General features: G+C 46.3%; 26 protein-coding genes and 1 other RNA gene. 22 read left to right on the top strand and 5 right to left on the bottom strand.

What is annotated here, in order from left to right; translation table 11 throughout:
• The 4 genes from M0C34_RS17245 (at nucleotide 1) to M0C34_RS17230 (ending at nucleotide 3,087) form a co-directional block, all read left to right on the top strand.
• Nucleotides 1-1,212: a cytochrome b gene (locus M0C34_RS17245; protein ID WP_248712905.1), complete on the top strand. Its 1,212-nt coding sequence runs from the start codon at nucleotides 1-3 to the stop codon at nucleotides 1,210-1,212.
• On the top strand, nucleotides 1,212-1,946 hold the full coding sequence (locus tag M0C34_RS17240) for a cytochrome c1 (RefSeq protein ID WP_248715662.1): 735 nt from the start codon (nucleotides 1,212-1,214) through the stop codon (nucleotides 1,944-1,946). Before M0C34_RS17245 ends, M0C34_RS17240 begins: the two co-directional genes overlap by 1 nt.
• Before the next feature lie 86 nt (nucleotides 1,947-2,032).
• On the top strand, nucleotides 2,033-2,668 hold the full coding sequence (gene sspA, locus M0C34_RS17235) for a stringent starvation protein SspA (RefSeq protein WP_248712904.1): 636 nt from the start codon (nucleotides 2,033-2,035) through the stop codon (nucleotides 2,666-2,668).
• Between the two features lie 11 nt (nucleotides 2,669-2,679).
• Complete coding sequence (locus M0C34_RS17230) at nucleotides 2,680-3,087, top strand: ClpXP protease specificity-enhancing factor (protein WP_248712903.1); 408 nt, start codon at nucleotides 2,680-2,682, stop codon at nucleotides 3,085-3,087.
• Nucleotides 3,088-3,135: 48 nt separating this feature from the next.
• On the opposite strand, the gene dolP is transcribed toward M0C34_RS17230, so the two are convergent.
• From dolP to M0C34_RS17210, 4 genes are read right to left on the bottom strand one after another with little or no spacing between them, the layout of a single operon-like run.
• On the bottom strand, nucleotides 3,136-3,708 hold the full coding sequence (gene dolP / locus M0C34_RS17225; RefSeq protein WP_248712902.1) for a division/outer membrane stress-associated lipid-binding lipoprotein: 573 nt from the start codon (nucleotides 3,706-3,708) through the stop codon (nucleotides 3,136-3,138).
• Nucleotides 3,709-3,711: 3 nt separating this feature from the next.
• Nucleotides 3,712-4,302: a phosphoheptose isomerase gene (locus tag M0C34_RS17220; RefSeq protein WP_248712901.1), complete on the bottom strand. Its 591-nt coding sequence runs from the start codon at nucleotides 4,300-4,302 to the stop codon at nucleotides 3,712-3,714.
• A 1-nt stretch (nucleotide 4,303) separates the two neighbouring features.
• Entirely contained in the window at nucleotides 4,304-4,654 is a 351-nt protein-coding gene (locus tag M0C34_RS17215; protein WP_371923089.1) for a YraN family protein, read from the bottom strand.
• Nucleotides 4,644-6,488, bottom strand: coding sequence for a penicillin-binding protein activator (locus tag M0C34_RS17210; RefSeq protein WP_248712900.1), 1,845 nt, complete (start codon nucleotides 6,486-6,488; stop codon nucleotides 4,644-4,646). Before M0C34_RS17210 ends, M0C34_RS17215 begins: the two co-directional genes overlap by 11 nt.
• A gap of 139 nt (nucleotides 6,489-6,627) precedes the next feature.
• Between M0C34_RS17210 and rsmI the strand changes: the two genes are divergently transcribed.
• The 18 genes from rsmI (at nucleotide 6,628) to lpxC (ending at nucleotide 25,807) form a co-directional block, all read left to right on the top strand.
• Entirely contained in the window at nucleotides 6,628-7,467 is an 840-nt protein-coding gene (gene rsmI, locus M0C34_RS17205; protein ID WP_248712899.1) for a 16S rRNA (cytidine(1402)-2'-O)-methyltransferase, read from the top strand.
• A 50-nt stretch (nucleotides 7,468-7,517) separates the two neighbouring features.
• Nucleotides 7,518-7,901, top strand: an RNA gene (rnpB, locus tag M0C34_RS17200) — RNase P RNA component class A.
• Between the two features lie 346 nt (nucleotides 7,902-8,247).
• Entirely contained in the window at nucleotides 8,248-8,703 is a 456-nt protein-coding gene (gene mraZ, locus M0C34_RS17195) for a division/cell wall cluster transcriptional repressor MraZ (RefSeq protein ID WP_248712898.1), read from the top strand.
• Between the two features lies 1 nt (nucleotide 8,704).
• Nucleotides 8,705-9,640 (top strand): 16S rRNA (cytosine(1402)-N(4))-methyltransferase RsmH, encoded by a 936-nt coding sequence (rsmH, locus tag M0C34_RS17190; RefSeq protein WP_248712897.1) that lies wholly within the window; start codon nucleotides 8,705-8,707, stop codon nucleotides 9,638-9,640.
• Entirely contained in the window at nucleotides 9,640-9,960 is a 321-nt protein-coding gene (ftsL, locus tag M0C34_RS17185) for a cell division protein FtsL (RefSeq protein ID WP_248712896.1), read from the top strand. The genes rsmH and ftsL overlap by 1 nt, the downstream gene beginning before the upstream one ends.
• The gene (locus M0C34_RS17180; protein WP_248712895.1) at nucleotides 9,957-11,687 is read left to right on the top strand and encodes a penicillin-binding transpeptidase domain-containing protein; all 1,731 of its coding nucleotides are present in this window, start codon (nucleotides 9,957-9,959) and stop codon (nucleotides 11,685-11,687) included. Before ftsL ends, M0C34_RS17180 begins: the two co-directional genes overlap by 4 nt.
• Entirely contained in the window at nucleotides 11,677-13,149 is a 1,473-nt protein-coding gene (gene murE, locus M0C34_RS17175) for a UDP-N-acetylmuramoyl-L-alanyl-D-glutamate--2,6-diaminopimelate ligase (RefSeq protein WP_248712894.1), read from the top strand. Before M0C34_RS17180 ends, murE begins: the two co-directional genes overlap by 11 nt.
• 8 nt (nucleotides 13,150-13,157) lie before the next feature.
• The gene (locus M0C34_RS17170) at nucleotides 13,158-14,525 is read left to right on the top strand and encodes a UDP-N-acetylmuramoyl-tripeptide--D-alanyl-D-alanine ligase (protein WP_248712893.1); all 1,368 of its coding nucleotides are present in this window, start codon (nucleotides 13,158-13,160) and stop codon (nucleotides 14,523-14,525) included.
• Nucleotides 14,519-15,601, top strand: coding sequence for a phospho-N-acetylmuramoyl-pentapeptide-transferase (mraY, locus tag M0C34_RS17165; protein ID WP_248712892.1), 1,083 nt, complete (start codon nucleotides 14,519-14,521; stop codon nucleotides 15,599-15,601). The genes M0C34_RS17170 and mraY overlap by 7 nt, the downstream gene beginning before the upstream one ends.
• Before the next feature lie 22 nt (nucleotides 15,602-15,623).
• Complete coding sequence (gene murD, locus M0C34_RS17160; RefSeq protein WP_248712891.1) at nucleotides 15,624-16,928, top strand: UDP-N-acetylmuramoyl-L-alanine--D-glutamate ligase; 1,305 nt, start codon at nucleotides 15,624-15,626, stop codon at nucleotides 16,926-16,928.
• The gene (gene ftsW, locus M0C34_RS17155) at nucleotides 16,925-18,130 is read left to right on the top strand and encodes a cell division protein FtsW (protein WP_256469283.1); all 1,206 of its coding nucleotides are present in this window, start codon (nucleotides 16,925-16,927) and stop codon (nucleotides 18,128-18,130) included. The genes murD and ftsW overlap by 4 nt, the downstream gene beginning before the upstream one ends.
• A complete protein-coding gene (gene murG / locus M0C34_RS17150; protein WP_248712890.1) occupies nucleotides 18,123-19,220 on the top strand; it encodes an undecaprenyldiphospho-muramoylpentapeptide beta-N-acetylglucosaminyltransferase in 1,098 nt (365 codons plus the stop codon). Before ftsW ends, murG begins: the two co-directional genes overlap by 8 nt.
• Complete coding sequence (murC, locus tag M0C34_RS17145; protein ID WP_248712889.1) at nucleotides 19,221-20,675, top strand: UDP-N-acetylmuramate--L-alanine ligase; 1,455 nt, start codon at nucleotides 19,221-19,223, stop codon at nucleotides 20,673-20,675.
• Nucleotides 20,675-21,598 carry a D-alanine--D-alanine ligase gene (locus M0C34_RS17140; RefSeq protein ID WP_305883137.1) on the top strand — a complete coding sequence of 308 codons (924 nt, stop codon included), beginning with the start codon at nucleotides 20,675-20,677 and terminating at the stop codon, nucleotides 21,596-21,598. The genes murC and M0C34_RS17140 overlap by 1 nt, the downstream gene beginning before the upstream one ends.
• Nucleotides 21,599-21,600: 2 nt before the next feature.
• Nucleotides 21,601-22,356 carry a cell division protein FtsQ/DivIB gene (locus M0C34_RS17135; protein ID WP_248712888.1) on the top strand — a complete coding sequence of 252 codons (756 nt, stop codon included), beginning with the start codon at nucleotides 21,601-21,603 and terminating at the stop codon, nucleotides 22,354-22,356.
• Nucleotides 22,337-23,593, top strand: a complete 1,257-nt coding sequence (gene ftsA, locus M0C34_RS17130) for a cell division protein FtsA (protein ID WP_248712887.1) — start codon at nucleotides 22,337-22,339, stop codon at nucleotides 23,591-23,593. The genes M0C34_RS17135 and ftsA overlap by 20 nt, the downstream gene beginning before the upstream one ends.
• Before the next feature lie 38 nt (nucleotides 23,594-23,631).
• Nucleotides 23,632-24,780, top strand: a complete 1,149-nt coding sequence (gene ftsZ, locus M0C34_RS17125; RefSeq protein WP_248712886.1) for a cell division protein FtsZ — start codon at nucleotides 23,632-23,634, stop codon at nucleotides 24,778-24,780.
• Nucleotides 24,781-24,889: 109 nt separating this feature from the next.
• Complete coding sequence (gene lpxC, locus M0C34_RS17120; RefSeq protein WP_248712885.1) at nucleotides 24,890-25,807, top strand: UDP-3-O-acyl-N-acetylglucosamine deacetylase; 918 nt, start codon at nucleotides 24,890-24,892, stop codon at nucleotides 25,805-25,807.
• A gap of 21 nt (nucleotides 25,808-25,828) precedes the next feature.
• On the opposite strand, the gene M0C34_RS17115 is transcribed toward lpxC, so the two are convergent.
• The gene (locus M0C34_RS17115; RefSeq protein ID WP_248712884.1) at nucleotides 25,829-26,284 is read right to left on the bottom strand and encodes a DUF721 domain-containing protein; all 456 of its coding nucleotides are present in this window, start codon (nucleotides 26,282-26,284) and stop codon (nucleotides 25,829-25,831) included.
• Nucleotides 26,285-26,300: the final 16 nt, after the last annotated feature.

Raw genomic sequence — 26,300 nt, 5'->3', positions numbered from 1 at the left:
ATGAAAGCACTTATCGGTTGGATCGATGAACGGATCCCCTTAACTAAGACCTACAATAAACATGTTGGTCAGTACCCAACACCAAAGAATTTTAACTTTTGGTATATTTTTGGCTTCATCGCCATGGTTGTTTTAGTTAACCAAATACTAACGGGTATTTGGCTAACCATGAATTACAACCCTTCAGGTGATGGTGCATTTGCCTCTGTTGAATACATCATGCGTGATGTGGAATATGGCTGGCTGTTGCGTTACATGCATTCCACTGGGGCGTCAGCCTTCTTTGTGGTGGTGTATTTGCACATGTACCGAGGCCTAATTTACGGCTCTTATCAGAAACCTCGCGAACTGCTGTGGCTGTTCGGAATGTTGATTTTCTTGGTATTGATGGCCGAAGCTTTCATGGGATATCTACTCCCTTGGGGGCAAATGTCTTACTGGGGCGCACAGGTGATTATTTCGCTGTTTGGTGCGATACCGGTAATCGGTGACGATTTAACCCTGTGGATCCGTGGTGACTACGTTATCTCTGGGGCAACACTTAATCGCTTCTTTGCTTTGCACGTCATCGCTTTACCATTAGTGTTGGTGATGTTGGTATTCTTGCATATCGTGGCCTTACACGAAGTGGGCTCTAACAACCCTGACGGTATCGAGATTAAAGCAAACAAAGATGAGAATGGTTGGCCGAAAGATGGTATTCCATTCCACCCTTACTTCACTGTTAAAGATTTGGCGGCAATTGTTGGCTTCTTATTCTTCTTCTGTTGGGTGATGTTCTTCTTCCCTGATGGTGGTGGTTACTTCCTTGAAGCGCCAAACTTTGAAGCGGCTAACCCGCTGAAGACACCTGAACATATTGCGCCAGTGTGGTATTTCACTCCGTTCTACGCAATTTTACGTGCCGTGCCGGATAAACTAATGGGTGTAGCCATGATGGGGCTTTCTATTGCAGTGCTATTTGTGCTGCCATGGTTAGACCGCTGTAAGGTTAAGTCGATTCGTTATCGTAGCACCATTCATAAACTGAATATTGCTCAGTTTGTAATTTGCTTCATTATTTTGGGTATTTTAGGCGCTTTGCCTTCAACAACGCTGCTAACTTGGGTAGCACGTATCACAACCGTTGGGTACTTTGGTTACTTCCTCTTACTATGGATTTACAGTAAGAACGAGAAAACTAAGCCAGTTCCAGAAAGGGTGACCAAATGATGAGAACAGTATTTATTGCATTGATGCTGCTGCTTCCTAGTTTGACTATGGCCGCTGGTGGTAATGTACACTTAGATAAAGCGAATTATGATCTACGCGACAAGGCTTCGTTGCAAAACGGTGCCATGTTATTCATGAACTACTGCTTTGGTTGTCATAGTACTCAGTACCAGCGTTACAACCGCGTAGCGGAAGATTTAAGTATTCCTCTGGACTTAATGGAACAAAACTTGATTTTCACCGGAGTAAAACCGGGCGAATTGATGGAAAATGCCATTCAGGAAGATGACGCCGCCAAATGGTTTGGTGCACCAGCACCAGATTTAACCTTGGTTGCACGAGTTCGTGGAGCAGATTGGATCTATACTTATCTACGTTCATTTTATGTTGATGAAGCCCGTCCATTTGGAGTGAACAATAAAGTGTTCCCAAGTGTTGGTATGCCACATGTATTGCAAGAACTACAGGGTGTGCCAAACGCGGTTTACGAAACAAGAATGATTGATGGTGAAGAACAACACATCTACGTTGGTATCGAGTCTGATGGCAGCGGAGAGATGAGTGATGATGAGTTTGACCACGCAGTTTTGGACCTTGTTAACTTCTTGGTTTATGCTGCGGAACCTATTCAGCTAGAGCGTAAACGCCTTGGTTATTGGGTAATGGGTTTCTTATTTATCTTCTTCATTATTAGTTATCTACTGAAGAAAGAATACTGGCGCGACGTACACTAAGTACTAAGCTAGTAATTGTTTATCGGCAATAGCAGTTATGCTGTTGCCGTTTGTGTTTTTATTTTTGATGGTTTTTGGAGGGTTCAATGGCTGTAGCTGCCAACAAGCGTTCGGTAATGACGTTATACTCTGGTGCTAACGACTTATATAGTCATCAGGTACGTATCGTTTTGGCTGAGAAAGGCGTCAGCGTAGAGATTAACCTCGTTGATCCGGACAATTTGCCGGAAGATTTGATTGACCTGAATCCGTATAGCTCGGTACCTACCTTAGTGGATCGCGAATTGGTGTTATACCAATCACAGATCATTATGGAGTACTTAGATGAGCGTTTCCCACACCCACCACTAATGCCTGTTTACCCGGTATCGCGTGGCTCTAGTCGTTTGATGATGCATCGAATTAAAAATGACTGGTATACACTGGTGGCGCAAATCGAGAAAGGCGACAATGCCGAAGCTGCGCGTAAGCAACTCACTGAGAGCTTGTTAAGCATTGCTCCGGTGTTTGTTGAAATGCCTTACTTTATGAGTGAAGAGTTTAGCTTAGTAGATTGTTATCTTGCTCCACTATTGTGGCGCTTGCCTACTTTAGGCATTGAGCTTGAAGGTACTGGCGCTAAAGAGATTAAATCTTACATGATTCGTGTTTTTGATCGTGAGTCTTTCCAAGCATCATTAACTGACGCTGAACGTGAAATTCGCGACGGATTTCTAGGTTAATGAGTAGCGAAATGAGCCCAAATCGGCCTTATCTTTTACGGGCCTTTTTTGACTGGTTACTCGATAACGAGCTGACTCCGCATTTAGTGGTTGATGCGACACAAGCCAACGTCACAGTACCTAGTCAATTTGTTAATGATGGGCAAATTGTGCTTAATATAGCGCCGTCGGCCGTAGTTTCATTTGATATGGACTTACACCACGTGGGCTTTAATGCGCGCTTTGGTGGTAAACCATTTCAGGTGTATGTACCCATGGCTGCTGTGATTGCGATATATGCTCGTGAGAACGGCGCTGGCACAGCATTTGAGCCAGAAGCCGCTTATGAAGCCATTGAGCCCGTTGAGAGCGACGACAAGATAGTTGAATCGCCTTCCGCCGAAGTGGCGAAGAAGCCGACGTTAACTATTGTTAAATAAAAAAAGCGCCTTAGGCGCTTTTTTTATTTCTTGTGATTGCTCGTCGGGCTAGCTGTTTTCGATCACTTCAAACACTTTTATGACCTTACTCACGCCCGTTTCATGTCTGGCTATATCAATCGCGCGCTTTTGTTCTTCTGCTGTTACTAATCCAATTAAGAACACTTCACTGTCTTCGGTAATCACCTTGATTTTTCCTGGGGGAAGGCTGCTGTCTTCATAAATTTTGAACTTTATTTTGGTGGTGATCCAAGAATCATTGCTACGAACGCCAAGCGAGACAGGCGGCTTTGCTCTTACTTCATTTAATACCTGAGTAACCCCTTCTTGTTCCCTGACTATTTGGGTAATTTTATTCACGCTACTCTCATCGGGGCTTTGACCTACCACTAATACTCGCCCATTTAATGCCACCACTGAAAGCTTACTGTTTCGCCATAATTGTTCGTCTTTCCCCAAGGCATTTAATACTTGCAGCTCTATGGTTTGATCATCGAATTGAGTGCCAATAGAGCGGCGATCTGTGGCAGCTCCAGCGGCAACACCTGCACCCACCACTACAGCCCCTGCACAGGCTTGTAGTATTCCCGCTATCGCAATCACTGTGATTACTCGTAACATCTATTAATCCTCTTGTTGTGGGAATAAGGTACGATCTACTAGGTCACATAAACAGTTTAAAGCCAAGAGGTGAACCTCATTGATCCTTATACTCTGTTCTGCGGGAACTCTAATTTCTACATCTTGCTCACTGAGTAAACCTGCCATTTCGCCACCGTCTTTACCCGTAAGCGCGATAATATTCATATCTCTATTTACCGCCGCCTCCATGGCTTTGATAACATTACGGCAATTACCAGAATCAGATAGCGCAACTAATACGTCACCTTGCTGCCCCAAGGCTCGAATCTGTTTGGCAAAAATTTCGTCAAAAGAGTAATCATTGGCGATAGCCGACAGTACCGAAGTATCAGTGCTTAAGGCTAAGGCGGGTAAGCTTGGGCGCTCTGTATCAAATCTATTTACCAGATTGGCCGCAAACTGCTGGGCTTGCGCTGCTGCAGCACCGTTACCGGCGATCAAGAGCTTGTTACCATTTAATAAAGTATGGGCAATAATGATGGTCGCTTTTTCAATGGTGTCTGGCAGTGCTTCTGCAGCAGCAATCTTAGTTTGAATACTCTCTCTAAATATCTCTTTTATACGTTCTTGCATTCTATTCCCCAAATGCGTTTTGAAACCACTCAAGAAATGGTGCTTTAGCTTGAATGGCGATGACATCAAAACGTATCGCTGTATCAAATTGATTTAATTTCTTGGTATGTAAATAGTGCTGAGCACTTAACAAAATACGACGAATTTTAGCTTGGTCAACCGCTGCTAGCGCGCCACCAAAATCTTGGCGGCTACGATATTTAACTTCGACAAACACCCAGGTATCACCTTGCTTAAAAATGAGGTCTATTTCCCCGCGTCGGCAATGAAAATTTCTCTCAATAAGCACTAGGCCCTGTTGAATTAAGTAATCCGCCGCTTGTTGCTCGGCTAACTGGCCACTACTCAACAATTTGGGCTTGGATTTCCAGGGGAACCAATTCACCATTCTTGTATTCTGTCCAAGTCAGTTGTCGAAGCACTAAGCCTTGTTGATTAACACTCAAGTTGCCTGATAAGCCTTGAAATTGATACTCAGCGTAGCCTTTCATTTGGGCTAGCTGGTCAATTAAATTATATGCATCGTAGCCTAAGGCATAGAGACGTTTTTGCCTATCAGATGAGCTGGGCCATAAAGTTTGATAGCGAATTGAATTAACCGATTGTTGTTCTAACATCCATGGCATTTCGCTGATATACATGCCATCTAGTTCGTTTTCACTGGTACTGTCGTTTTTATCATAGCTTCTAGAGCTAGCGTATAATCTAGGGCTAACGGCAAACGGGCTAACGGTAACATCGATAAAGGCTTTGATTAGCTTGGTTTCTGTGTTGCTGCCTACCAAATATAAAGATTGCGCATCACTACGCGAACGCACTTCGGCTTCTAAATCTTGGCCAAGAATTTGTTTAAATTGGTTGATTCGTTGCTGGCTTTGGTCGGTATGTAATAGCTTTTTCACTGCACGTTGTAGGTCATTACGGTTTGCGTAATAAATCACGTCCACTGGTGCACTCGAGTACATCGTCCATTCTTCAACAAACGCTTCGCTCATTCGTTTGCCTAAGCTGCTTTGTGGCGCAATGATTAGCGGGTTGGTCTCTTCACGTTGAATCATAAACTGCGCGGCTTGTTTAGCTTCATCTTCCGGCGACAGTGGGAAAAAGTATTGCCCCTGTTGCTCTGAGGACTGAATATCATTGAGCGCAAATACCGGCATGCTGGGCGAAAGTGCCAGCAAGCTGGCTAGCTGAGATTTAAGTAAAGGGCCGACTATAAAGTCAATCTGGTCAGTGACAAGTTGCGGGTAGAGGCTCTCCATAGCTTGCGCTTGAGTGTCATAGAACACCAATTCGGTGTTGCTTTCAAATTGAGTTTGCTTATCTAAAAATGCGGCGATAAGGCCATCTTTGATGGCTAAAGCATTGCTTTTATATTTGCCCGTTAGCGGCAATAAAACGGCCACTTTATTGGGTTGGTAGGGCGTAATGCTGATTGCTTTAGCAAGATCACCGGCAACATAATCTAGCGCTGGATGCTGTGGGTACTCTGTTTTCCATTGTTGCAAGGTGGCGACAAGTTTCTCTGGTGATTGCTTTGGTTCGTTACTGATAGCAACGATCTCTAACCAACCGTTGCGTAACTCCGCGCCAGGCTGTTGAAAGCTACGCAAAGTAAATGCGGTGAGTGGTTTAAGTTTTTCCCAAATAGTGGTGTGGTTAGCTTCTCGAGCTGCATCCACCAAGTAACGGTCTAATTCAATGTAAGCCCCTGCCGCAGCGAGCGGATTATTCTGTTTAGAATAGATATCAGCGCGGCTTTGGTAATAAGCCTGCCAATAGTCATCGGGTAGTGGCCACAGAGGATCGAAGTCTAACAAGGCAAGAGCTTGGTTATAGCGCCCTTGGTTTTGCTGAGAGTAGGCCTCAACAAGTTTCACTCCAGCTTTTTGAGTCACTGATGTGGCTTGCTCTTGTAAAGACTCAATAACCGCATCACCCGCTTGGTATAAACCTTGTTGATAATAAGCTTTAGCCGCTAATAGCTCCCAATCGAAACTGTTTTCGACGGGGCTGATACTAGCTTGGTCCAAATAGAATTCAGCGTTGTGTTCAGGAGCAATGGCTAGCGAGGGCAAGGCAATCGCAACGATAGCTTGTTTAGTTGGCTCACTACTACAGGCCGATAACAATAGTATCATTGCGAAACTGACGTAACGTAGCGCCGAAATTAGGTTATATCTCAAGGTTAATACCACCAGTATCTGTTTGTTAGTGCATATATTAAGAGTCTAACGCTAAATAATCCACAAACGATGCGTTGAAAGATTGAGGGAACCTAGGCTTTTGATTAAAGTAGGGGCCGATTAAACGAGAGGTTTATTTATGTCTACCATCGGTACTCTATATATTGTGGCAACTCCTATTGGTAATTTGTCTGATATTACCTTGCGTGCACTGGAGGTACTAAAGAGTGTTTCCATGATAGCTGCAGAGGATACGCGCAATACTGGCCGCTTATTAGCGCATTACGACATTGGCACTCGTTGCGTAGCTGTGCATGATCACAATGAACAACAAAAAATAGCGTGGTTAGAGCAGTGTTTGTTAGAAGGGCAAGATATTGCACTGGTCTCTGACGCTGGCACGCCTCTTATTAATGACCCCGGTTATCACCTAGTTTCGGCTTTTAGGGCTAAAGGTTACCCGGTGGTTCCTTTACCCGGAGCGTGTGCCGCCATTGCAGCACTATCAGTGGCAGGGTTACCCACCGACCGCTTTCTCTATGAGGGGTTTTTACCGGCTAAAACTAATGCTAGGCAAGAACGCTTAAACCAGCTTCGCCAAGAGCCTCGCACTGTTGTTTATTATGAATCGCCTCATCGTATAGTGGATAGTTTAAAAGACATCGCGGTTTGTTTAGGTGAAGAGCGCCAGGTAGTGATGGCCCGCGAACTAACCAAAACCTTTGAAACCGTTAAATCATTGCCGGTGGGTGAGCTATTAAGCTGGGTACAAGCGGATCCTAACCAGCAAAAGGGTGAGATCGTATTGGTGGTGGCGGGCCACCAAATGAGCAGTGACCAACTACCGGTAGATGCCCTTGATACCTTGGCATTGTTGCAGCAAGAACTGCCTTTGAAGAAAGCCGCCGCCTTAACGGCCAAAATTTATGGATTAAAGAAAAACGCACTCTATGACTATGCGTTAAAACACACTAAATAAGCCATGCAAAGCGCTATTCTTAGCCCCTATAGTTTGCTATAGTCCGCCGCGGAGTTGGCTAGGCAATCGCTGCTTCGTCGTTGTGTGCTCTTTCGAGAGTGACAGACGGGCGAAGGGGAGGAAAGTCCGGGCTCTATAGGGTAGGGTGCCAGGTAACGCCTGGGGGGCGCGAGCCCACGACAAGTGCAGCAGAGAGAAGACCGCCGATGGCTCATTCGTGAGCACAGGTAAGGCTGAAAGGGTGCGGTAAGAGCGCACCGCGCAACTGGTAACAGATTGCGGCGAGGTAAACTCCATCCGGAGCAAGGCCAAATAGGCCCCCTTAAGGCGCGACCCGCGTTGGGGGCGGGTAGGCTGCTTGAGCCATTAAGCGATTAATGGCCTAGACGAATGATTGTTCACGACAAAACCCGGCTTATCGGCCAACTCCCACCTTTTTTGAAAGCCCCGTAGTGATATACGGGGCTTTTTTATTGCTTTTGTCAGTAGAAATAATGATGAAAGCGAATAATTCCTGTGAAACACCGCCAATAATTCAAAAAATTAATTTAATAAATTGAATTAATTTTTTCCGTAAATGCTCTCTGTCGCTTTGTATATCAAGTCTTTAGCCAGTAAGGCAGATGGGTTGGTGGAATTTTGTTCATTTTCTTGCTCAAGGTCGCTTGCAAAGGGGGAGACTCGTCCTTAAACTTAGTAAATTGTGGGATAAAGTGGATCTTAGTGGATCTAGCTCTCGCATCACCGAGTCAATTAGGGAAAAAAGGGGAATAAACACTGATGTTACGCGGCGCTAGCTCAATTAACCTCGATGCGAAAGGACGGCTAACCATGCCGACCCGTTATCGTGAATGGTTAATGGATGAGTGCCAAGGTCAGTTGGTATGCACGATTGATATTAATCACCGTTGTTTACTGCTCTATCCATTAGCTGAATGGGAAGAGATCGAACGTAAATTACGTCGCCTGTCTAGCATGAACCCTGCAGAACGCCGTTTACAGCGTTTGCTGTTGGGGTATGCCGATGATTGCGAAATGGATAAAAATGGTCGCTTACTTATTCCCCCTCCACTGCGCCAGCACGCCAGTTTAGAGAAAAAAATAATGTTGGTCGGGCAGCTTAATAAATTTGAGCTTTGGTCTGATGAACAGTGGCAGCAACAAATTGCTGAAGATATAGCCCTAGATGAGAATGTAGATATGTTGACCGATAACTTAAGAGATTTTTCACTTTAATATGAGTACTGAATTTGCCCATACCTCGGTACTGCTGCAAGAGTGTATCGATGGTTTAGCCATTAAAGCAGATGGCATTTATGTTGACGGTACCTTTGGAAGAGGGGGGCACAGTCGCGCCATTTTGCAACAGCTCGGTCCGAATGGGCGTTTAATTGCCATCGACCGCGACCCGCGCGCTATCGAAGCAGCTAAGCAGTTTGCTAATGACCCTCGCTTTCAAATTGTGCATGGTCCTTTTTCTGGCATTGAAAAGTATGTCGACGAGTTGGGTTTGAGCAAAAAAATTGACGGGGTATTGCTTGATTTAGGTGTGTCCTCTCCTCAGCTCGATGACGCTGAACGTGGTTTTAGCTTCATGCGCGAAGGGCCATTAGATATGCGCATGGATACCTCACAAGGGCAAACTGCCGCGCAGTGGCTCACACATGCAGCAGAAGAAGATATTGCATGGGTGATTAAAACCTTTGGTGAAGAGAAGTTTGGTAAACGCATTGCTCACGGCATTGTTAATGCGCGTCAAGAGCAAGCGTTAACCAGTACTTTGCAACTGGCAAAAATTATCGATGAAGCCTGCCCGGTTAAAGATAAACATAAACATCCGGCGACACGCAGCTTTCAAGCCATTCGCATTTATATAAACAGTGAGCTGGATGAAATTGAAATCGCCCTATTAGGGGCAATGAATAGCTTAGCAACCGATGGGCGTTTAGCGGTAATTAGTTTTCACTCTTTGGAAGACCGAATGGTGAAACGCTTCATTCGTAAGCAAGAAAAAGGTGAACAGTTTCCGAGAGGTTTTCCGCTTACTGAAGAGCAGTTAGCTCGTGGACGTTTCCTTAAAAGCATTGGCCGGGCGATTAAGCCTAGTGCCGCTGAAATTGAACAAAACCCGCGCTCGCGTAGTTCGGTGTTACGGGTTGCCCGTCGCTTGTAATGAGCGAAGCTAGCCGTCAGCCCAATTTATTAAGGGCAATATTAAAAGATGTTTGGCGTAATAAGCAGCATTTCCTGTTGTTACTTGCCACTGTTGTTTCGGCCTTCTGCGTGGTGTGGACGACTCACCATACTCGAATGTTTGTTGAGCAACGAGAAGTGTTGATGATGAATCGTGACGCCTTGAATGTGGAATGGCGACATCTGTTAATTGAGCAAAATGCATTAGCTGAACATAGTCGAATTGAGAGCATTGCTAAGAAACGTTTAGGCATGCATCGACCAAAAATAGAAGAACAAGTGGTAATCACTGAGCGATGAATAAAAAAGCAAGTAAACAAGGACTGTTCATTCACTGGCGATTTGTGCTGGTGATGGCGGTTGTTTGCTTAATATTCACCGCGTTGGTGAGCCGAGCCGCATATATTCAAGTGATTGCCCCTGACAGGTTAGTTTATGAGGGGGACTTGCGCTCTATTCGGACCAAAACAGGTTATGCAGAGCGTGGTGTTATTACCGATCGTTTCGGCAGTGAATTAGCTGTTAGTGTACCGGTACGGGCGATTTGGGCTGATCCTAAACATGTGGCAGACCAACATAGCTTTGAAAACCAAGAGGCTTGGGCGGCCTTAGCTAAAGTGCTCGATACCGATGTTATTAGCTTACAAAGCCGAGTTAACAACCCTAAGCGGCGTTTTGTATATTTACAGCGGCAAGTCAGTTCAGCGGTGGCTAACTATGTAGAGAAGTTGAAAATTAAAGGGGTTTATTTAAAGCCTGAATCTCGTCGTTTTTACCCTGCTGGCGAAGTAAGTGCTCACTTGGTAGGTTTTACTGATATTGATGACCATGGTTTAGAAGGCATTGAACGAAGTTACGACGACTGGCTCACTGGCGAGCCGGGTAAACGTAAAGTTCGCAAAGACCGTTTAGGTCGAGTGGTTGAAGATCTGGCGGTGATTCATCAAGCTAAACAAGCGCAAAATATTGCATTAAGTATCGACCAGCGCATTCAAGCTTTGGCTTACCGTGAACTTAAAAAAGCGGTAGCCGATACGCAAGCGACCTCTGGCAGCGTTGTGGTTTTAGATATACAAACTGGCGAAGTGCTAGCAATGGCCAATAGCCCCTCGTTTAACCCCAACAATCGCAATGAATTTCAAAGCTACCGCTATCGCAATCGCGCATTAACCGATAGCTATGAACCGGGCTCGACGGTAAAACCTTTATCGGTGATCGCAGCCTTGGAAGGTAACCATATTAAAACCAATAGTGTGATTAATACTAACCCCGGTTGGATGCAAATTGGTGGTCGACGAGTCCGTGATTCTCGTAACTATGGTGAAATCAGTTTAACCAAGGTCATTCAAAAATCGAGCAATGTAGCCACTAGCCAACTTGCTCTGAAGGTTGGGGTAGAGGGTATGCTCGACACCTTTTACAACGTGGGTTTTGGTAATGATGCTGGCTTAGGTTTAGTGGGTGAGTCTGGTGGACAAATGCCGCAACGTCGTCGTTGGTCTGATTTTGAACTCGCAACCTTGTCTTTTGGCTACGGCCTAATGGTGACGCCGCTACAGTTGGCTCAAGCCTATGCCACCATTGGCTCTGGCGGCGTTTTTCGACCCATTTCAATTATTAAATTGCAGCAAGCCTCGCCTGGCGAGCGAGTCTTTGAACAAGTTAAAGCAAATGCAGTATTAGAAATGATGGAGTCGGTTATTCAAGAAGGGGGTACCGGAAGAAAGGCCGCGGTACCCGGCTTTAGAGTAGCAGGTAAAACTGGTACCAGTCGCAAGGCTGTTCGTGGCGGTTATGGTGACGACTATGTTGCTATATTTGCAGGGGTTGCCCCTGTGAGTGACCCTAAACTGGCGATAGCTGTATTTGTCAACGAGCCGAAAAACGATCGCTATTATGGTGGTGACGTTGCTGCCCCTGTTTTTTCCAAAGTGATGCACGGTGGTTTGCAATACCTCAATGTCGCTCCAGATGACAATAGCAAGCACGTCGTTAAAGCCAAGGGAGGCAGCAACAATGAAACCTGATTTGTCTTCATTATTGGCTAAGTTTGCGATTTCTATCGCGCCAGATCTTAGTTTTAATGAGTTAACCCTGAATAGTCGTGAAGTGCTCACCGGCGATATATTTGTAGCGGTTAAAGGACATCAAGTTGATGGGCGCAATTATATTGATTCAGCCATCGATAACGGCGCGGTCGCCGTTATTCTTGATGCAGATGAAGAAAAGCACCATGGTCATATTGACTGGCAGAATAAAGTACCATGCATTCATTTTTGGCGGCTAAATAAGCAGCTTTCGCAGTTGGCCTCAGCGGCTTACTTTCCCACTGGTAACCCTTTAACTATTGTTGGGGTCACGGGCACAAACGGCAAAAGTACCGTCACCCATTATATTGCTAATTTAGCCAACTTAAGCGGTATGCGTGCTTCGGTCATGGGCACCTTAGGCAACGGAAAACCGGGTGAGTTACAAGCTACTGAGAACACTACCGCTGACGCAATAACTATTCAGCGTCAGTTAAGTGAAATGCACCAGCAGGGTTATCAATTAGTTGCGATGGAGATTTCTTCGCACGGCTTAGTGCAGCAACGGGTAGCGAGTGTGCCCTTTAAGGTGGCGATCTTCACTAACTTGAGTCGTGATCATCTCGATTACCACGGCACTATGGCTGAGTACGGGCGAGCAAAACAGGCCTTGTTCGATTGGCCAAGCTTACAATGCCGACTCATAAACGCCGATGATAGTTTTGGTAAACAGCTGTTAGAACATTACCCAACTGCTGAAGCATTGTCATTAGAAGACAGTCGAGCACAATGGCAAATTGGCGACCTTGCGTTTACTGAACAAGGTGCCAGTGGTTACATTGTTAGCCCCGAGGCCAGCCACGAAAAAGTGTTATTTACCAGTCCCTTATTAGGCCGCTTTAATGCCGAAAACCTCTTGTGTGCAGTAGCCTGCCTAAGCCACCTAGGTGTCGAGTTGTCATCGTTGGTGGAGTTATTACCAAAACTGAATGCGGTACCAGGGCGCATGGAATTGTTCGCCGGTAAATGTTCGGTAGTGGTAGATTATGCACATACCCCCGATGCATTAGATAAAGCCTTGTCTGCGTTACGCCAGCATTGCCGAGGAGCGCTTATTTGTATCTTTGGTTGCGGCGGCGATCGTGACAGGGGTAAGCGACCACTGATGGCGCAGGTCGCTGAGTTACACGCCGATCGAGTTATCGTCACCGATGACAATCCCCGCTTTGAAAATGCCTTAAGCATCGTTGAAGACATACTATTAGGTTTCTCTAAGCCTGAGGCGGTAACGGTCATCCACCAACGTGCCGACGCGATTGCCCACGCTATTACGCACTGCGGGGCTAAAGATATTATTTTGGTGGCGGGCAAGGGCCATGAAGATTATCAAATAATCGGTGCCGAAAGCTTAGATTATGACGAGCGAGTCGTGGTGCGAGACTTAGTGGGGCAGCCATTATGATCCCACTCATGTTATCTGAGCTTTTGGCGCCGTTAAATGCCCAACTAATCGGCAACGATTGTTTAATTCAAAGCGTAGATACTGATTCGCGCAAAGCCATGCCAAAAGGTCTTTTTGTTGCTCTAAGTGGTGAAAACTTTGATGGCCATCAGTTTGCTGAAGCGGCAATACAACAAGGCGCATTAGCGCTAATCGTTGAGCAAAAACAAGCCTTGCCGGTTCCGCAGTTGTTGGTGGCCGATTGCCGGCTCGCCCTCGGGCACATTGCCAGTTATTTACGAGATAAATTGCAGCTGCCTTGTTGCGCGATCACGGGTAGTAACGGTAAAACCACCGTCAAAGAAATGTGCAGTAGCATCTTATCTCAAGCAAAGGATGTGTTGGCGACCCAAGGTAATTTCAATAATGACATCGGTGTCCCCTTATCGCTATTGCGAGCCACAGAACAGCACCAAGTAGGGGTGCTTGAGTTAGGGGCAAACCATATTGGCGAAATCGCTTATACGGTGAATTTGGTTAAACCTAAAGTGGCACTGATTAATAATGTGTCGGCGGCCCATATTGAAGGTTTTGGTGACCAAGCAGGAGTGTTAAAAGCTAAATCAGAGTTGTTTCAAAATCTCAATGCTGAGCAGTTAGCTATTTGCGAAGCCGGTAGTGATTATCAGCAAACGCTGATGGATGCCGCTAAACCCGCTAAGGTGCAACTGTTTTCGCTAGATGATTGTAAGGCCGATTACTATGCCAGCGATATTGTTTCAATGGGTGTCCAAGGTAGTCAGTTTACCTTGAACACTCCTTACGGTATGCAAACCGTACAGGTCAATATGGCGGGTCAACATAACGTGAAAAATGCGGTGGCGGCGTCGGCGCTTGCGTTGGCGATGGGAGCGACCTTAAGTGAGGTTCAGCTCGGCCTCGCTCAATTGGATAATGTACCGGGAAGAGTTAACCTGCAGCCGCTTAGCCAGCAGGTTAGCCTTATCGATGATAGTTACAACGCCAATCCTGCATCCTTTAAGGCTGCCATAGATATTTTAGCCAGTTTTGAGGGGCACCGCTTTCTTGTTGCTGGTGCAATGGGAGAGATGGGGCAAGATTCTGAGCAAGCCCATAAGAGCGTCGTGCAGCAAGCGCTTGACAGTGGCATCAGCTTGTATTCTTATGGCGCGTCTTTTGAATCGGCATTGGCTGATTTAGGGCAACTAGAGCGGTTTTTTGATTCCCATGAACAGCTTGTTGAACAGTTAACTGAAGCATTAAAACAAACCAGCCAACAGCCATGTTTGATATTGGTTAAGGGTTCTCGTTCAACGCATATGGAAAAAGTCGTCCAGCACTTACAACACAATTTTAAGAAGGGTTTCGAATGTTAGTTTGGTTAGCGGAATATCTGCAGCAATACTTTGGTGGATTTTCGCTATTTGGGTATTTGACGTTTCGTGCGATTGTTAGCGTATTAACGGCTTTGGTGTTTGGTCTTTGGATGGGGCCGAAATTGATCCGCCGTTTACAACTGTTGCAAATTGGTCAAACCGTAAGAAATGATGGGCCTGAGTCTCATCTCAGTAAATCAGGCACTCCTACTATGGGCGGTGTGTTGATCATCGCTTCGGTATTTTTGTCTACCTTGCTGTGGGCTCGATTAGATAATCATTACGTGTGGGTAATGTTATTTGTATTCGGTAGCTATGGTGCGATTGGTTTTGTAGACGATTACCGAAAAGTGATTCGTAAAGATCCAGCAGGCTTAATTGCTCGTTGGAAGTACTTTTGGCAATCGGTCGTAGCCTTAGTCGTGGCCACTTATTTATTCTTTAGTGCCGATTCTGCCGCACAGACGCAATTGGTACTGCCATTCATCAAAGATATTATGCCGCAGTTAGGGTGGTTATTTATCCCCTTAACCTACTTAGTGATTGTTGGCAGTAGTAATGCAGTGAATCTGACCGATGGCCTTGATGGGCTGGCGATTATGCCCAGTGTGATGGTGGCCTCGGCATTTGCGTTAATTGCCTACCTTACGGGCCATGCTAATTTCTCCAGCTATTTATTTATTCCTTATATTCCAGAAGCCTCTGAGCTGGTCGTGGTGTGCACCGCGATGGTGGGCGCAGGTTTGGCCTTCCTTTGGTTCAATACTTACCCTGCACAAGTTTTTATGGGCGATGTGGGTTCGTTGGCTTTAGGTGCTGCGCTGGGCGCGGTGGCGGTATTAGTTCGCCAAGAGTTACTGTTGGTGATTATGGGCGGAGTTTTTGTGATGGAAACGGTGTCGGTTATTTTGCAGGTGGGCTCGTATAAGTTGCGCGGGCAACGAATATTCCGCATGGCGCCGATTCATCATCACTACGAATTAAAAGGTTGGCCTGAGCCACGCGTTATTGTGCGCTTTTGGATCATTTCCTTGATTTTAGTACTGATTGGTTTAGCTACCTTAAAAGTAAGGTAAAACAGAAGGTTGAGTTGTTATTGTGAGTAAATTGCAGCCACAAAAACGTTACGCAGTCGTTGGTCTTGGAGCCAGCGGGATGAGTAGTGTGCGCTTTTTACTTAGCCAAGGCATCTCTCCTTTAATTTGTGATACCCGTATTTCCCCTCCAGGCTTGACACAACTAGCAGACAATTTGACGGTGGTTTGTGGTGAGCTGCCTTTACTTCAATTACTCGACTGTGATGTGGTGATTGTTAGTCCAGGGGTAGCGCTGGCTCACCCTGTATTGCAAAAAATTGCCGAGGCCGGCGTATCGTTGATTGGTGACGTAGAGTTATTTTGTCACTATGCGCTGGCTCCGATAGTCGCGATTACCGGTTCTAATGGTAAAAGCACCGTCACCAGTTTAGTGGGAGACATGGCCAAGCAAGCCGGCATTAACGTGGCGGTTGGCGGTAATATTGGGGTTCCCGTACTCGATTTATTGGCTGACGATGTGCAACTGTATGTCCTCGAGTTATCCAGCTTTCAACTGGAAACGACGGATTCTCTCGCAGCTTGTGCAGCAACGGTGCTAAATATTAGCGAAGACCATATGGATCGCTATCAAGGTTTAGCAGACTACATCGCCGCTAAACAGAAAATATACCAGCACGCTACAACCGCCATTGTTAATTTGGATGATGCCGACTCGCAACCTCATGTTAATGCCAAGCAAGTCATCAGCTTCTCGTTGACCTCAGCGGGAGATTACAGCCTAAGTGATAATCAGCAGCAATTGATGAAGGGCGAGCGAGTGTTACTTGCTACCGAAGAGCTTCCTTTAGTGGGTACGCACAACTATGCAAACATTTTGGCAGCCTTAGCGCTAGCAGACGCAGCGGGCATTGCACTTGAGGCCTGCTTAATCGCTATCAAACAATTTGTTGGTTTAGCGCATCGTTGCCAACTGGTCTCGCGTAAGCGAGGCATTAGTTGGATTAACGATTCTAAAGCGACCAACGTAGGGGCTACCATTGCCGCGCTTAAAGGCCTAGTTCAAGCTCGGCAGCAGTTATGGTTGATTGTAGGCGGTGACAGTAAAGATGGCGATTTAAGCGAGTTAGCAGGGCCGCTGGCAGCTGTCGCTGGCGTGGTGGCCTTTGGTAAAGACAAACAACGCTTTAAAGATATTGCGGCCAATACTCTGTTGGTCGACAACCTTGAACAAGCGCTCACTTGGTGTAAGCAACAGGCTAAAAGCGGAGATACGGTGTTGCTGTCACCCGCTTGCGCTAGCTTAGATATGTACCGTAACTTTGAAAATCGTGGGCAGCATTTTTGTCAGTTGGTGGAGGCGCTATGAAAATAATGGCTAAACCACTATGGTTCACTCATCTACTTGCCCTCGTTAATCCTGAGGCTAAAGATGTCAAAGAACCTTTACTGTTTGACCGACAGTTACTGTGGCTAGCGTTAAGCTTGATGGTAGTAGGCTTGGTGATGGTGTCTTCAGCATCTATCCCTGAAGGCATTGCCTTAAGTGATGACCCATTTCGTTTTACTAAACGCCATGGTATCTACTTGTTGTTATGTTTGTGCACCATGGCCGCGGTGGTTCAAATACCGATGTCATGGTGGCAATCGCATAACGCAAAATTACTTTTATTGGCGGGCTTGGCCTTAGTCTTAGTCTTGCTGGTGGGGCGTAATATTAATGGCAGTAGTCGCTGGATAGGCCTAGGCCCAATCAATATTCAGCCAGCAGAATTCTCTAAGTTGGCCTTGTTTACCTATCTTGCCGGTTATTTAGTTCGGCGGCATGAACAAGTTCGTGAAAACCTAAAAGGCTTTTTAAAGCCTTTAGTGGTGTTTTTCATGCTGGCGGTATTGCTATTAGCACAGCCCGATTTAGGCAGCGTCATCGTGATGTTTGTTACCACAGTAGGCATGCTGTTTTTAGCGGGCGCGAAGCTCATTCAATTCTTTGGCTTAATGTTTACCGGCATTGTGGCGGTAGTGACCTTGATTATCGCAGAACCTTACCGAATGCGCCGCGTATCTTCATTCCTAGACCCTTGGCAAGACCCCTTTGGTAGCGGTTACCAATTAACCCAGTCGTTAATGGCGTTTGGCCGAGGCGATTGGCTAGGAGAGGGGCTCGGTAATTCTATACAAAAATTGGAATACTTGCCTGAGGCACATACCGACTTTGTGGTGGCGGTATTAGCCGAGGAGCTTGGCTTTATTGGCGTCTGCGGCGTATTGCTTCTGCTGATTTTACTGGTGATTAGAGCGATGAAAATTGGCCAAAAAGCCTTGTTGGCCGAGCAAGCATTTGCTGGCTATTTAGCTTGTGGTATCGGCATTTGGTTTAGTTTTCAAACGATGGTGAATGTGGGGGCCGCATCCGGCTTAATGCCCACCAAAGGGTTAACGCTTCCGCTAATTAGTTATGGCGGCTCGAGTTTATTGGCAATGTCGATAGCCATTGCCATGTTGTTGCGAATTGATCATGAACTTCGATTGGCGAAATGCCAAGCCTACACGAGGGAAGCCCATGGTTAAGCAAGATAAAGCAAAATTATTAGTCATGGCAGGCGGTACTGGTGGGCACGTATTTCCTGGCTTAGCGGTGGCCGATTATCTTAAGCTGCAGGGCTGGGATATTTCTTGGTTAGGCACCGCCGAGAGAATGGAAGCCCAGTTAGTGCCCAAACACGGCTACCCCATCGATTTCATTAGTATTCAAGGGGTGCGCGGCAATGGTTTACGCCGTAAATTGGCGGCACCTTTCAAATTGTTGAATGCGGTGCGCCAAGCGGTCCGTGTGATTAAGCGTTATCAACCTGATGTGGTGTTAGGCATGGGCGGTTTTGCCAGTGGCCCTGGTGGGATTGCTGCTTGGTTGATGCGCAAGCCTTTGGTATTGCACGAACAAAATGCCGCCGCTGGCTTAACCAATAGAATGTTAGCAAAAATTGCCTCGCGGAGTTTGATGGCATTTCCTGGCGCCTTGCCGTGTTCTGCCAAAGCGCAAGTGGTTGGCAATCCAGTGCGTGAAACCGTGTTAGCCCTACCGCTAAAAACGCTCAGTGAACAGCGTGATTTCAAACTGTTAGTGATTGGCGGAAGTTTGGGCGCTGAGGTGTTTAATCAACAGCTGGCAGCCGGTATAAAACAAAGCGGATTAAACCTCAATATTTGGCATCAAGCGGGCAAAGATAAGCAGCAAAGTGCCATTGATGCCTATGCGGCAGCGTCACTTGCTGAAAGTTTGAGCGAACAGCCCAAGATAGTAGAGTTTATTGATGATATGGCTGCAGCTTATCAGTGGGCTGATGTGATACTCTGTCGCGCTGGCGCGCTAACTGTCTCTGAAGTCGCTGCGGCAGGTATTCCGGCTATTTTTGTGCCCTTACCTTATGCGGTTGACGACCATCAGACAAAAAACGCCCAATTTTTGGTGGCAGCCGATGCTGCTCGATTATTAAAACAGAGTGAATTTTCAGCGCAAAATATTGCGAGCCTACTTAATGAATTTGCCGATCCTGCATTGCGTTTAGCCTGTGCTCGCAATGCGCGACAGCAGGCTACTGTAGACGCAACTGAAAAAGTGGCTGCAGTATGCCAAGCGTTAAATAAGAGTAATAGTTAGATGAGTAAAGTTGAGTTAGCCAAGTTACGAACCATGATCCCAGAGATGCGAAAAGTGAAACGTATTCATTTCGTAGGGATCGGTGGTGCCGGTATGGGCGGTATAGCAGAAGTGTTGGCTAATGAAGGCTATCAGATTTCAGGTTCCGACCAAGCAGAAAGTGCAATGACAGAGCGCTTACAAGCGGTGGGCGCCGAAGTGTTTTTCTCACATGACGCTAGCAATATCGACGGCGCTAACGTGGTGGTGGTTTCTACCGCCATTCGCGAGGACAACCCAGAAGTGCAAGCGGCTAGAGCTGCGCGTATTCCGGTGGTTCGCCGTGCTGAAATGTTGGCTGAGTTAATGCGTTATCGCCATGGTGTTGCGGTTGCTGGTACGCACGGTAAAACTACCACCACCAGTTTAATCGCCAGTATTTATGCTCAGGCCGAGCGCGATCCTACTTTTGTTATTGGTGGCCTACTAAATAGTGCCGGTACCAATGCTCGCCTAGGTAAAAGCCGCTATTTGATTGCTGAAGCCGATGAAAGTGATGCCTCATTTTTGCATCTTCAGCCTATGGTTGCAGTCGTTACCAACGTTGAACCCGACCATATGGAAACCTATGGTGGCGACGAAGCCCAATTACATGCCACCTTCATTGAATTTTTACATAACCTGCCATTTTATGGTGTCGCGGTGATGTGTATCGATGACCAAGGTGTACAAACTTTACTGCCACAAATTGGCCGCCAAATTATTACCTACGGATTCTCTGACAGCGCCGATGTGCAAATACAACAGTTTACACAAAATGGTGACCGTTGTTCATTCAGCGTATTAAGAGAAGGCCGAGCAGAACTGGCGATTACCTTAAACATGCCGGGTGAACATAATGCGCTTAATGCTGCGGCGGCTATTGCTGTGGCCACTGAAGATGGCATTGAAGATGCCGCGATAGTTGAAGCGCTAAATAGCTTCGCAGGAATTGGGCGTCGTTTTCAACAATATGGCGAATTTGCCACCGGTAATGGTAATGCACTACTGGTCGACGATTATGGTCATCACCCTACTGAAGTTCTCGCTACCTTAAAAGCGGCCCGCGCTGCTTGGCCAGAGCGCCGCTTGGTCATGGCTTTTCAGCCACATCGTTATACCCGTACTCGCGACCTGTACGAAGACTTTGTTGATGTATTGGCGCAAGTTGACAGCCTATTGCTGCTAGAGGTGTATTCAGCCGGAGAAGACCCAATAGCCGGTGCCGATAGCCGCGCTTTATGTCGTAGTCTTCGCCAGCGTGGTTTAGAGCCTATCTATGTTAAACAACCCAGTGAATTGAGTGGCTTATTAGCCGATGTGATTCAAGATGGTGACGTCGTGCTTACTCAAGGTGCAGGAAATATTGGCGTGTTAGCTCGCCAGTTGGGTGCAATGCAATTACAAATTGAACAACTTAGAGGTAGTAAGTCTTAATGGCTAGCTTAGTGGTTAACAAAGTCGCAGTATTATTCGGTGGTGATTCTGCCGAACGCGAGGTATCGCTAAAATCCGGTAATGCCGTGTTATCTGGCTTGCTTCGCGCGGGTATCAATGCCCAAGGGATTGATACTAAAGGCTTTGATTTAAACCTCTTAAAACAAAGAAAATATAGTCATGTATTTATTGCTCTGCACGGCAGAGGTGGAGAAGACGGCACCTTACAAGGGGCCTTAGAGTATTTAGCTTTGCCCTATACCGGCAGCCGAGTATTAGGTTCAGCCTTAGCCATGGACAAAATACGCTGTAAGCAAATCTGGCAAAATATGGGTTTGCCAACAGCGTCTTACAAAGTGGTCGAGAAAGGTCATTACCGGGCCGGTGAGGCTGCCGATATTTTGGCTGAGTTATCTGGTAGCGTGATTGTTAAGCCGGCCTTAGAAGGGTCTAGCATCGGCATGGCCAAAGCGGATACCGCAGAAGAGTTAGAGGAAGCCATCACTAATGCGTTTGAGTATGACTCTCGAGTGCTTATTGAACAATGGATTAGCGGCGCGGAATATACGGTGGCAATCGTTGGTGAGCGGGTATTACCGTCTATTAGAATGAGAACGCCGCATACTTTTTACGATTATAACGCCAAGTATCAAAGCTCTTCGACAGAGTATTTTTGTCCCAGTGGTTTAAGTGATGCTGCCGAACAGCTGTTGGCTGATATTGCGATGAAGGCATTTAAAGCGGCAGACTGTGAAGGCTGGGGGCGGGTTGATTTTATGGCCGACCAACAAGGCAACTGGTATTTGCTTGAAGTGAACACATCGCCAGGCATGACCGAAAAAAGCCTAGTGCCAATGGCCGCTAAGCAAGCAGGCATGAGTTTCGACCAGTTAGTGGTCAGTATTTTAGATTTGGCCCATTAATCATGGAAATGACTCCACTGCAAAAGCAGAAATTAGCCTACTGGGCTGGAGTCGCCTTTTTTGTGCTGGTGCTATTGGCTTTAAGTTGGGGGCTGCATTCAGTTTATCTGAGTATCAGTGATAAACAGCTCAGCCCGATGAATCGTTTATTGGTATCGGGCAAGCGTGAGTTTGTGTTGGACCAAGAGTTGCAACAAGCGCTGGCAGGTTTACCTGAAGCGGGGAATTTCTTTAGCCTTGACGTTTCTAAAGTCAAAGCTGAGTTAGAGCAGTTACCCTGGGTAGAACATGTAACAGTACGCAAGCAATGGCCGGATAAGTTGTCGGTAAACTTGCAAGAGCAACAAGTGGTCGCTCGTTGGAATAATGCGGCCTTATTGAATCAGCAAGGGCATATCTTTGATGCGCCTCAGCAAAGAGTCAGTGAGGTGTTGGTCAATTTAAGTGGGCCAGACGAACAGGCGGCAGTGGTATTAGCCACTTTTAAACAGCTACAGCAAGTGTTGCAGAGTGATGGTTTAAGCATTGCCAGCTTAGCGCTAAATGAACGGCATGCTTGGCAAGTTAGTTTGGCAAACGGAATAGTATTGCAGTTAGGCAAAGAAGATAAGCTCAATCGTATTGCGCGCTTTGTCTCAGTTTACCCACAGCTAAAACCAGAGGCTGTGGCTTATGTGGATTTACGGTATGACACGGGTTTTGCAGTGGGATGGAAGAAACAGGAAGGCTTGGCGATAAATGACCAAAGTAACGGATAGAAAACTGATAGTTGGCCTCGATATTGGCAGCGCTAAAATCACCGCGTTAATCGGTGAGGTACTGCCTAGCAATGAGATGAGCATTATCGGTGTGGGCAGTCATCCGGCAAAAGGCATGGACAAAGGTGGCGTAAACGACCTTGACTCAGTCGTTAAGACGGTTCAGCGTGCCTTGCAAGAAGCTGAGTTAATGGCGGATTGTAAAATCAGCTCTGTCTACCTTGGTGTTTCTGGCCGCCATATTCGCTGCTTGAACGAAAAAGGCATGGTGCCAATCAGCGACGAAGAAGTCACCCAAGACGATGTGGATAATGCTATTCATACGGCTAAGTCGGTCAAACTGCCTGACGAGCACCGTATTTTGCATGTACTGCCACAAGAGTTTGCCATCGATTTTCAAGAGGGAATTAAAAACCCAATTGGTTTATCGGGGGTGCGAATGGAAGCCAAAGTACATCTGATTGCTTGCCATAACGATATGGTAAAAAACATTGTTAAGTGTGTTGAACGCTGTGATTTGAAAGTCGACCAGCTCATTTTTTCAGCCTTGGCTTCCAGTTACGCGGTGCTTACAGAAGATGAAAAAGAGCTCGGTGTATGTGTGGTTGATATTGGTTCTGGCACCATGGATATCGCCGTTTACACCAGTGGTGCTTTACGCCACACCTCAGTGGTTCCTTTTGCGGGCACTTCAGTGACTCGCGATATTGCCACCGTATTTGGCACACCGCTAAACGATGCCGAAGCGGTAAAAGTTCGCTACGGCTGCGCGTTAGGCAGTATGGTCAGTCGCGACGATACGATTGAAGTACCTAGTGTGGGCGGAAGACCTTCACGTAGCTTGCAAAGACAGACTCTGGCCGAGGTGATTGAGCCGCGTTATACCGAGCTGTTTGGTATGATCAAAAGCAAACTCGATGAGCTGGCCGACGATCTGCAGGCGCAGGGCACAAAATTACAATTAGGCGCTGGTGTAGTGTTAACCGGTGGTGCCGCTCAAATTGAAGGTGTAGTAGAATGCGCCGAGAAAATTTTACAGTGTCAGGTACGGGTTGGTTCTGCCAACAATGTAGCTGGCCTAACAGAATACGTACAAGCACCTACTTACTCTACAGCAGTAGGTTTGTTGCATTACGGAATGGAAAATCAGACTGAAAAACCAATTGAAGTGAAAAACATCAGTAGCGTTGGCAATATTGCGAAGCGATTGCACAGTTGGTTTAAAGGTGAATTTTAGTTTTTGCTAATTGGCAAAAATAAAGCGGAGAGAGAACTATGTTTGAGATTATGGATAGTCATACCGATGAAGCGGTAATTAAAGTTGTTGGTGTTGGTGGCGGCGGTGGTAATGCCGTTGAGCACATGGTTGCCCAATCAATTGAAGGTGTAGAGTTCATCACCATCAATACTGATGCGCAGGCACTACGTAATTCAGGGGCTGACAATACTTTGCAAATTGGTGGGGCCATCACCAAAGGGCTAGGCGCTGGCGCAAACCCAGAAGTAGGGCGCGAAGCTGCTATGGAAGATCGTGATGCGATCATGAGCCAGTTGCAAGGTGCCGATATGGTGTTTATTGCTGCTGGTATGGGTGGCGGTACCGGTACGGGTGCAGCGCCAGTGGTTGCCGAAGTGGCTAAAGAGCTGGGTATTCTTACCGTAGCGGTAGTCACTAAGCCGTTTGGATTTGAAGGCAAAAAGCGTACTAGCTATGCCCAACAAGGTATTGAGCAACTGAGTAAAGATGTTGATTCATTGATCACCATCCCGAACGACAAATTGCTAAAAGTATTAGGCCGTGGCGTATCTTTACTCGATGCATTTAAAGCTGCCAATAATGTATTACTGGGTGCGGTACAAGGTATTGCCGAGCTAATTACTCGTCCAGGTTTAATTAACGTGGATTTCGCCGATGTTCGCACGGTTATGCGCGAGATGGGCACTGCGATGATGGGAACCGGTATCGCCTCTGGTGAAGATCGCGCTGAAGAAGCGGCCGAGTTAGCGATTTCAAGCCCATTGCTTGAAGATGTTGATTTAGCGGGTGCTCGCGGTATTTTGGTTAACATTACTGCTGGTTTCGACATGAGTATTGAGGAGTTTGAAACGGTAGGTAATGCGGTTAAAGGTTTCGCCTCTGAGAACGCAACTGTCGTTGTTGGTGCCGTTATTGACCCAGAAATGAGCGATGAGTTGCGGGTAACGGTCGTCGCCACCGGTATTGGTGCTGAACGTCGTCCTGATATTTCAATTGTTAAGCCGCAGGCAGCAGTTAATGCTGAGCCCGTAGCGCGTACTATGCCAGCAGATTCAGCTCCAATGATGGATGAGCCTGCAGCGGTAGTAAATGCTGAGCCTCGCAGTATCGGCGGTGATGGCGATTATTTAGACATCCCAGCATTTCTGCGTCGCCAAGCAGATTAATCTGTTGGTGGTTGGTGAAGTTTTGGTCAAAAGTTTGTGACTTACCTCAAACTTGTGGTAACATGTCAGACCATTAACGTTTAATTGGTCGTAGAGCAGAGGAATTTTTATGCTTAAACAACGGACTCTTGAAAAATCTGTACAGGCAACAGGGATCGGTTTGCACTCTGGGCACAAGGTCACAATAGTATTGCGTCCTGCTCCAGCGAACACTGGTATCTTGTTTAACCGTACTGATCTGGATCCAGTTGTAACGATCCCAGCCAAAGCCGAGCTAGTGCGCGACACCATGCTTTGTACTTGTCTTATCGATGATGCGGGCAACCGTATTTCAACGGTAGAGCATTTAATGGCTGCGCTTTCTGCCTTAGGTTTGGATAATGTAATTATCGATGTTGATGCGCCAGAACTACCGGTGATGGATGGTAGCTCAAGCCCATTTATATTCTTATTACAATCAGCCGGTATTGCTGAGCAATCTGCCGCAAAGAAATTTATCCGTATCAAGCAAGCGATTCGTGTTGAACATGAAGACAAGTGGGCTGAACTATTACCAAATAGTGAAGGCTTTAAAATTGACTTCTCTATTGATTTTGACCACCCAGCAATGGAAGGTCGCAATCAAGAAATTTCAATGTTGTTTTCTGCCGATAAGTTTGTAAAAGATATTAGTCGTGCCAGAACCTTTGGTTTCATGCGCGATATTGAGTATTTGCAATCTAAAAACCTAGCATTAGGTGGCGGATTGGAAAATGCTATTGTGTTAGACGACTATCGCATTCTTAACGAAGATGGCCTTCGTTATGACGACGAGTTTGTAAAACACAAGTTGTTAGACGCCGTCGGTGATTTATATATGGCAGGTTTGCCTATTCTTGGACACCTACGCGCTCACAAGTCAGGACATGCACTAAATAACAATTTGGTTCGTGCTTTGCTTGAACAGCAACATGCTTGGGAAATTGTCACATTTGAAGACAAAGCCGAAGCTCCAGCTGCATTCCAACAACCGGTTTACAGCTTCTAGTAAAATTTTGGTCGGCGCTGGCTAACTCTCTCCGCTCAGCGCTGCTAATTTTTCCAACTTTTCCCGTAGTTCATCAGGTACGTGTTTTGCTAATTCTGTGATATGTTTAGCTGCTTGGGTGCTTAGCTGGCGTTTTCCAGTGCTTTTTACTTCTGCTTCTGGTTTAATGCTCTTCAATTCGGGATTGATTTTTAGCTCCAAACTGACAACGCTTGGTATGGCTTTACGCAACTCAGACAGTAGTTCAAATCTGAACTGCTTTAATCTGGTTAACCAGGCTGCACTTGGGGCCTGAACAATAGCAACTCCTTGGCGCATATTGACGATACGGCATTGCTGTAGTTTGTAACGTGACAAAATATCGTTACCTAACTGTTGCAACTGCAAACGTTGCTGCAGCGGTTGTTCGATTTGAGCAAACTGCTTTTGCAGAAATATCCGCTCTATCGAAATCGGTTGGTGTTGCCGTTTGGACATTATAATTAGCATTTAT

This window comes from Agarivorans sp. TSD2052 (assembly GCF_023238625.1).
Lineage (GTDB): Bacteria > Pseudomonadota > Gammaproteobacteria > Enterobacterales > Celerinatantimonadaceae > Agarivorans.
The sequence above is the reverse complement of the archived record's forward strand: the minus strand, read 5'-3'. Positions and strand labels throughout refer to the sequence as shown.

What these genes read in the sequence shown, in the direction of transcription:
- M0C34_RS17245 (WP_248712905.1), top strand. Translation starts at nt 1, where the DNA reads ATGAAAGCACTTATCGGTTGGATCGATGAACGGATCCCCTTAACTAAG.
- M0C34_RS17240 (WP_248715662.1), top strand. Translation starts at nt 1,212, where the DNA reads ATGAGAACAGTATTTATTGCATTGATGCTGCTGCTTCCTAGTTTGACT.
- sspA (WP_248712904.1), top strand. Translation starts at nt 2,033, where the DNA reads ATGGCTGTAGCTGCCAACAAGCGTTCGGTAATGACGTTATACTCTGGT.
- M0C34_RS17230 (WP_248712903.1), top strand. Translation starts at nt 2,680, where the DNA reads ATGAGCCCAAATCGGCCTTATCTTTTACGGGCCTTTTTTGACTGGTTA.
- dolP (WP_248712902.1), bottom strand. Translation starts at nt 3,708, where the DNA reads ATGTTACGAGTAATCACAGTGATTGCGATAGCGGGAATACTACAAGCC.
- M0C34_RS17220 (WP_248712901.1), bottom strand. Translation starts at nt 4,302, where the DNA reads ATGCAAGAACGTATAAAAGAGATATTTAGAGAGAGTATTCAAACTAAG.
- rsmI (WP_248712899.1), top strand. Translation starts at nt 6,628, where the DNA reads ATGTCTACCATCGGTACTCTATATATTGTGGCAACTCCTATTGGTAAT.
- mraZ (WP_248712898.1), top strand. Translation starts at nt 8,248, where the DNA reads ATGTTACGCGGCGCTAGCTCAATTAACCTCGATGCGAAAGGACGGCTA.
- rsmH (WP_248712897.1), top strand. Translation starts at nt 8,705, where the DNA reads ATGAGTACTGAATTTGCCCATACCTCGGTACTGCTGCAAGAGTGTATC.
- ftsL (WP_248712896.1), top strand. Translation starts at nt 9,640, where the DNA reads ATGAGCGAAGCTAGCCGTCAGCCCAATTTATTAAGGGCAATATTAAAA.
- M0C34_RS17180 (WP_248712895.1), top strand. Translation starts at nt 9,957, where the DNA reads ATGAATAAAAAAGCAAGTAAACAAGGACTGTTCATTCACTGGCGATTT.
- murE (WP_248712894.1), top strand. Translation starts at nt 11,677, where the DNA reads ATGAAACCTGATTTGTCTTCATTATTGGCTAAGTTTGCGATTTCTATC.
- M0C34_RS17170 (WP_248712893.1), top strand. Translation starts at nt 13,158, where the DNA reads ATGTTATCTGAGCTTTTGGCGCCGTTAAATGCCCAACTAATCGGCAAC.
- mraY (WP_248712892.1), top strand. Translation starts at nt 14,519, where the DNA reads ATGTTAGTTTGGTTAGCGGAATATCTGCAGCAATACTTTGGTGGATTT.
- ftsW (WP_256469283.1), top strand. Translation starts at nt 16,925, where the DNA reads ATGAAAATAATGGCTAAACCACTATGGTTCACTCATCTACTTGCCCTC.
- murG (WP_248712890.1), top strand. Translation starts at nt 18,123, where the DNA reads ATGGTTAAGCAAGATAAAGCAAAATTATTAGTCATGGCAGGCGGTACT.
- murC (WP_248712889.1), top strand. Translation starts at nt 19,221, where the DNA reads ATGAGTAAAGTTGAGTTAGCCAAGTTACGAACCATGATCCCAGAGATG.
- M0C34_RS17140 (WP_305883137.1), top strand. Translation starts at nt 20,675, where the DNA reads ATGGCTAGCTTAGTGGTTAACAAAGTCGCAGTATTATTCGGTGGTGAT.
- M0C34_RS17135 (WP_248712888.1), top strand. Translation starts at nt 21,601, where the DNA reads ATGGAAATGACTCCACTGCAAAAGCAGAAATTAGCCTACTGGGCTGGA.
- ftsA (WP_248712887.1), top strand. Translation starts at nt 22,337, where the DNA reads ATGACCAAAGTAACGGATAGAAAACTGATAGTTGGCCTCGATATTGGC.
- ftsZ (WP_248712886.1), top strand. Translation starts at nt 23,632, where the DNA reads ATGTTTGAGATTATGGATAGTCATACCGATGAAGCGGTAATTAAAGTT.
- lpxC (WP_248712885.1), top strand. Translation starts at nt 24,890, where the DNA reads ATGCTTAAACAACGGACTCTTGAAAAATCTGTACAGGCAACAGGGATC.
- M0C34_RS17115 (WP_248712884.1), bottom strand. Translation starts at nt 26,284, where the DNA reads ATGTCCAAACGGCAACACCAACCGATTTCGATAGAGCGGATATTTCTG.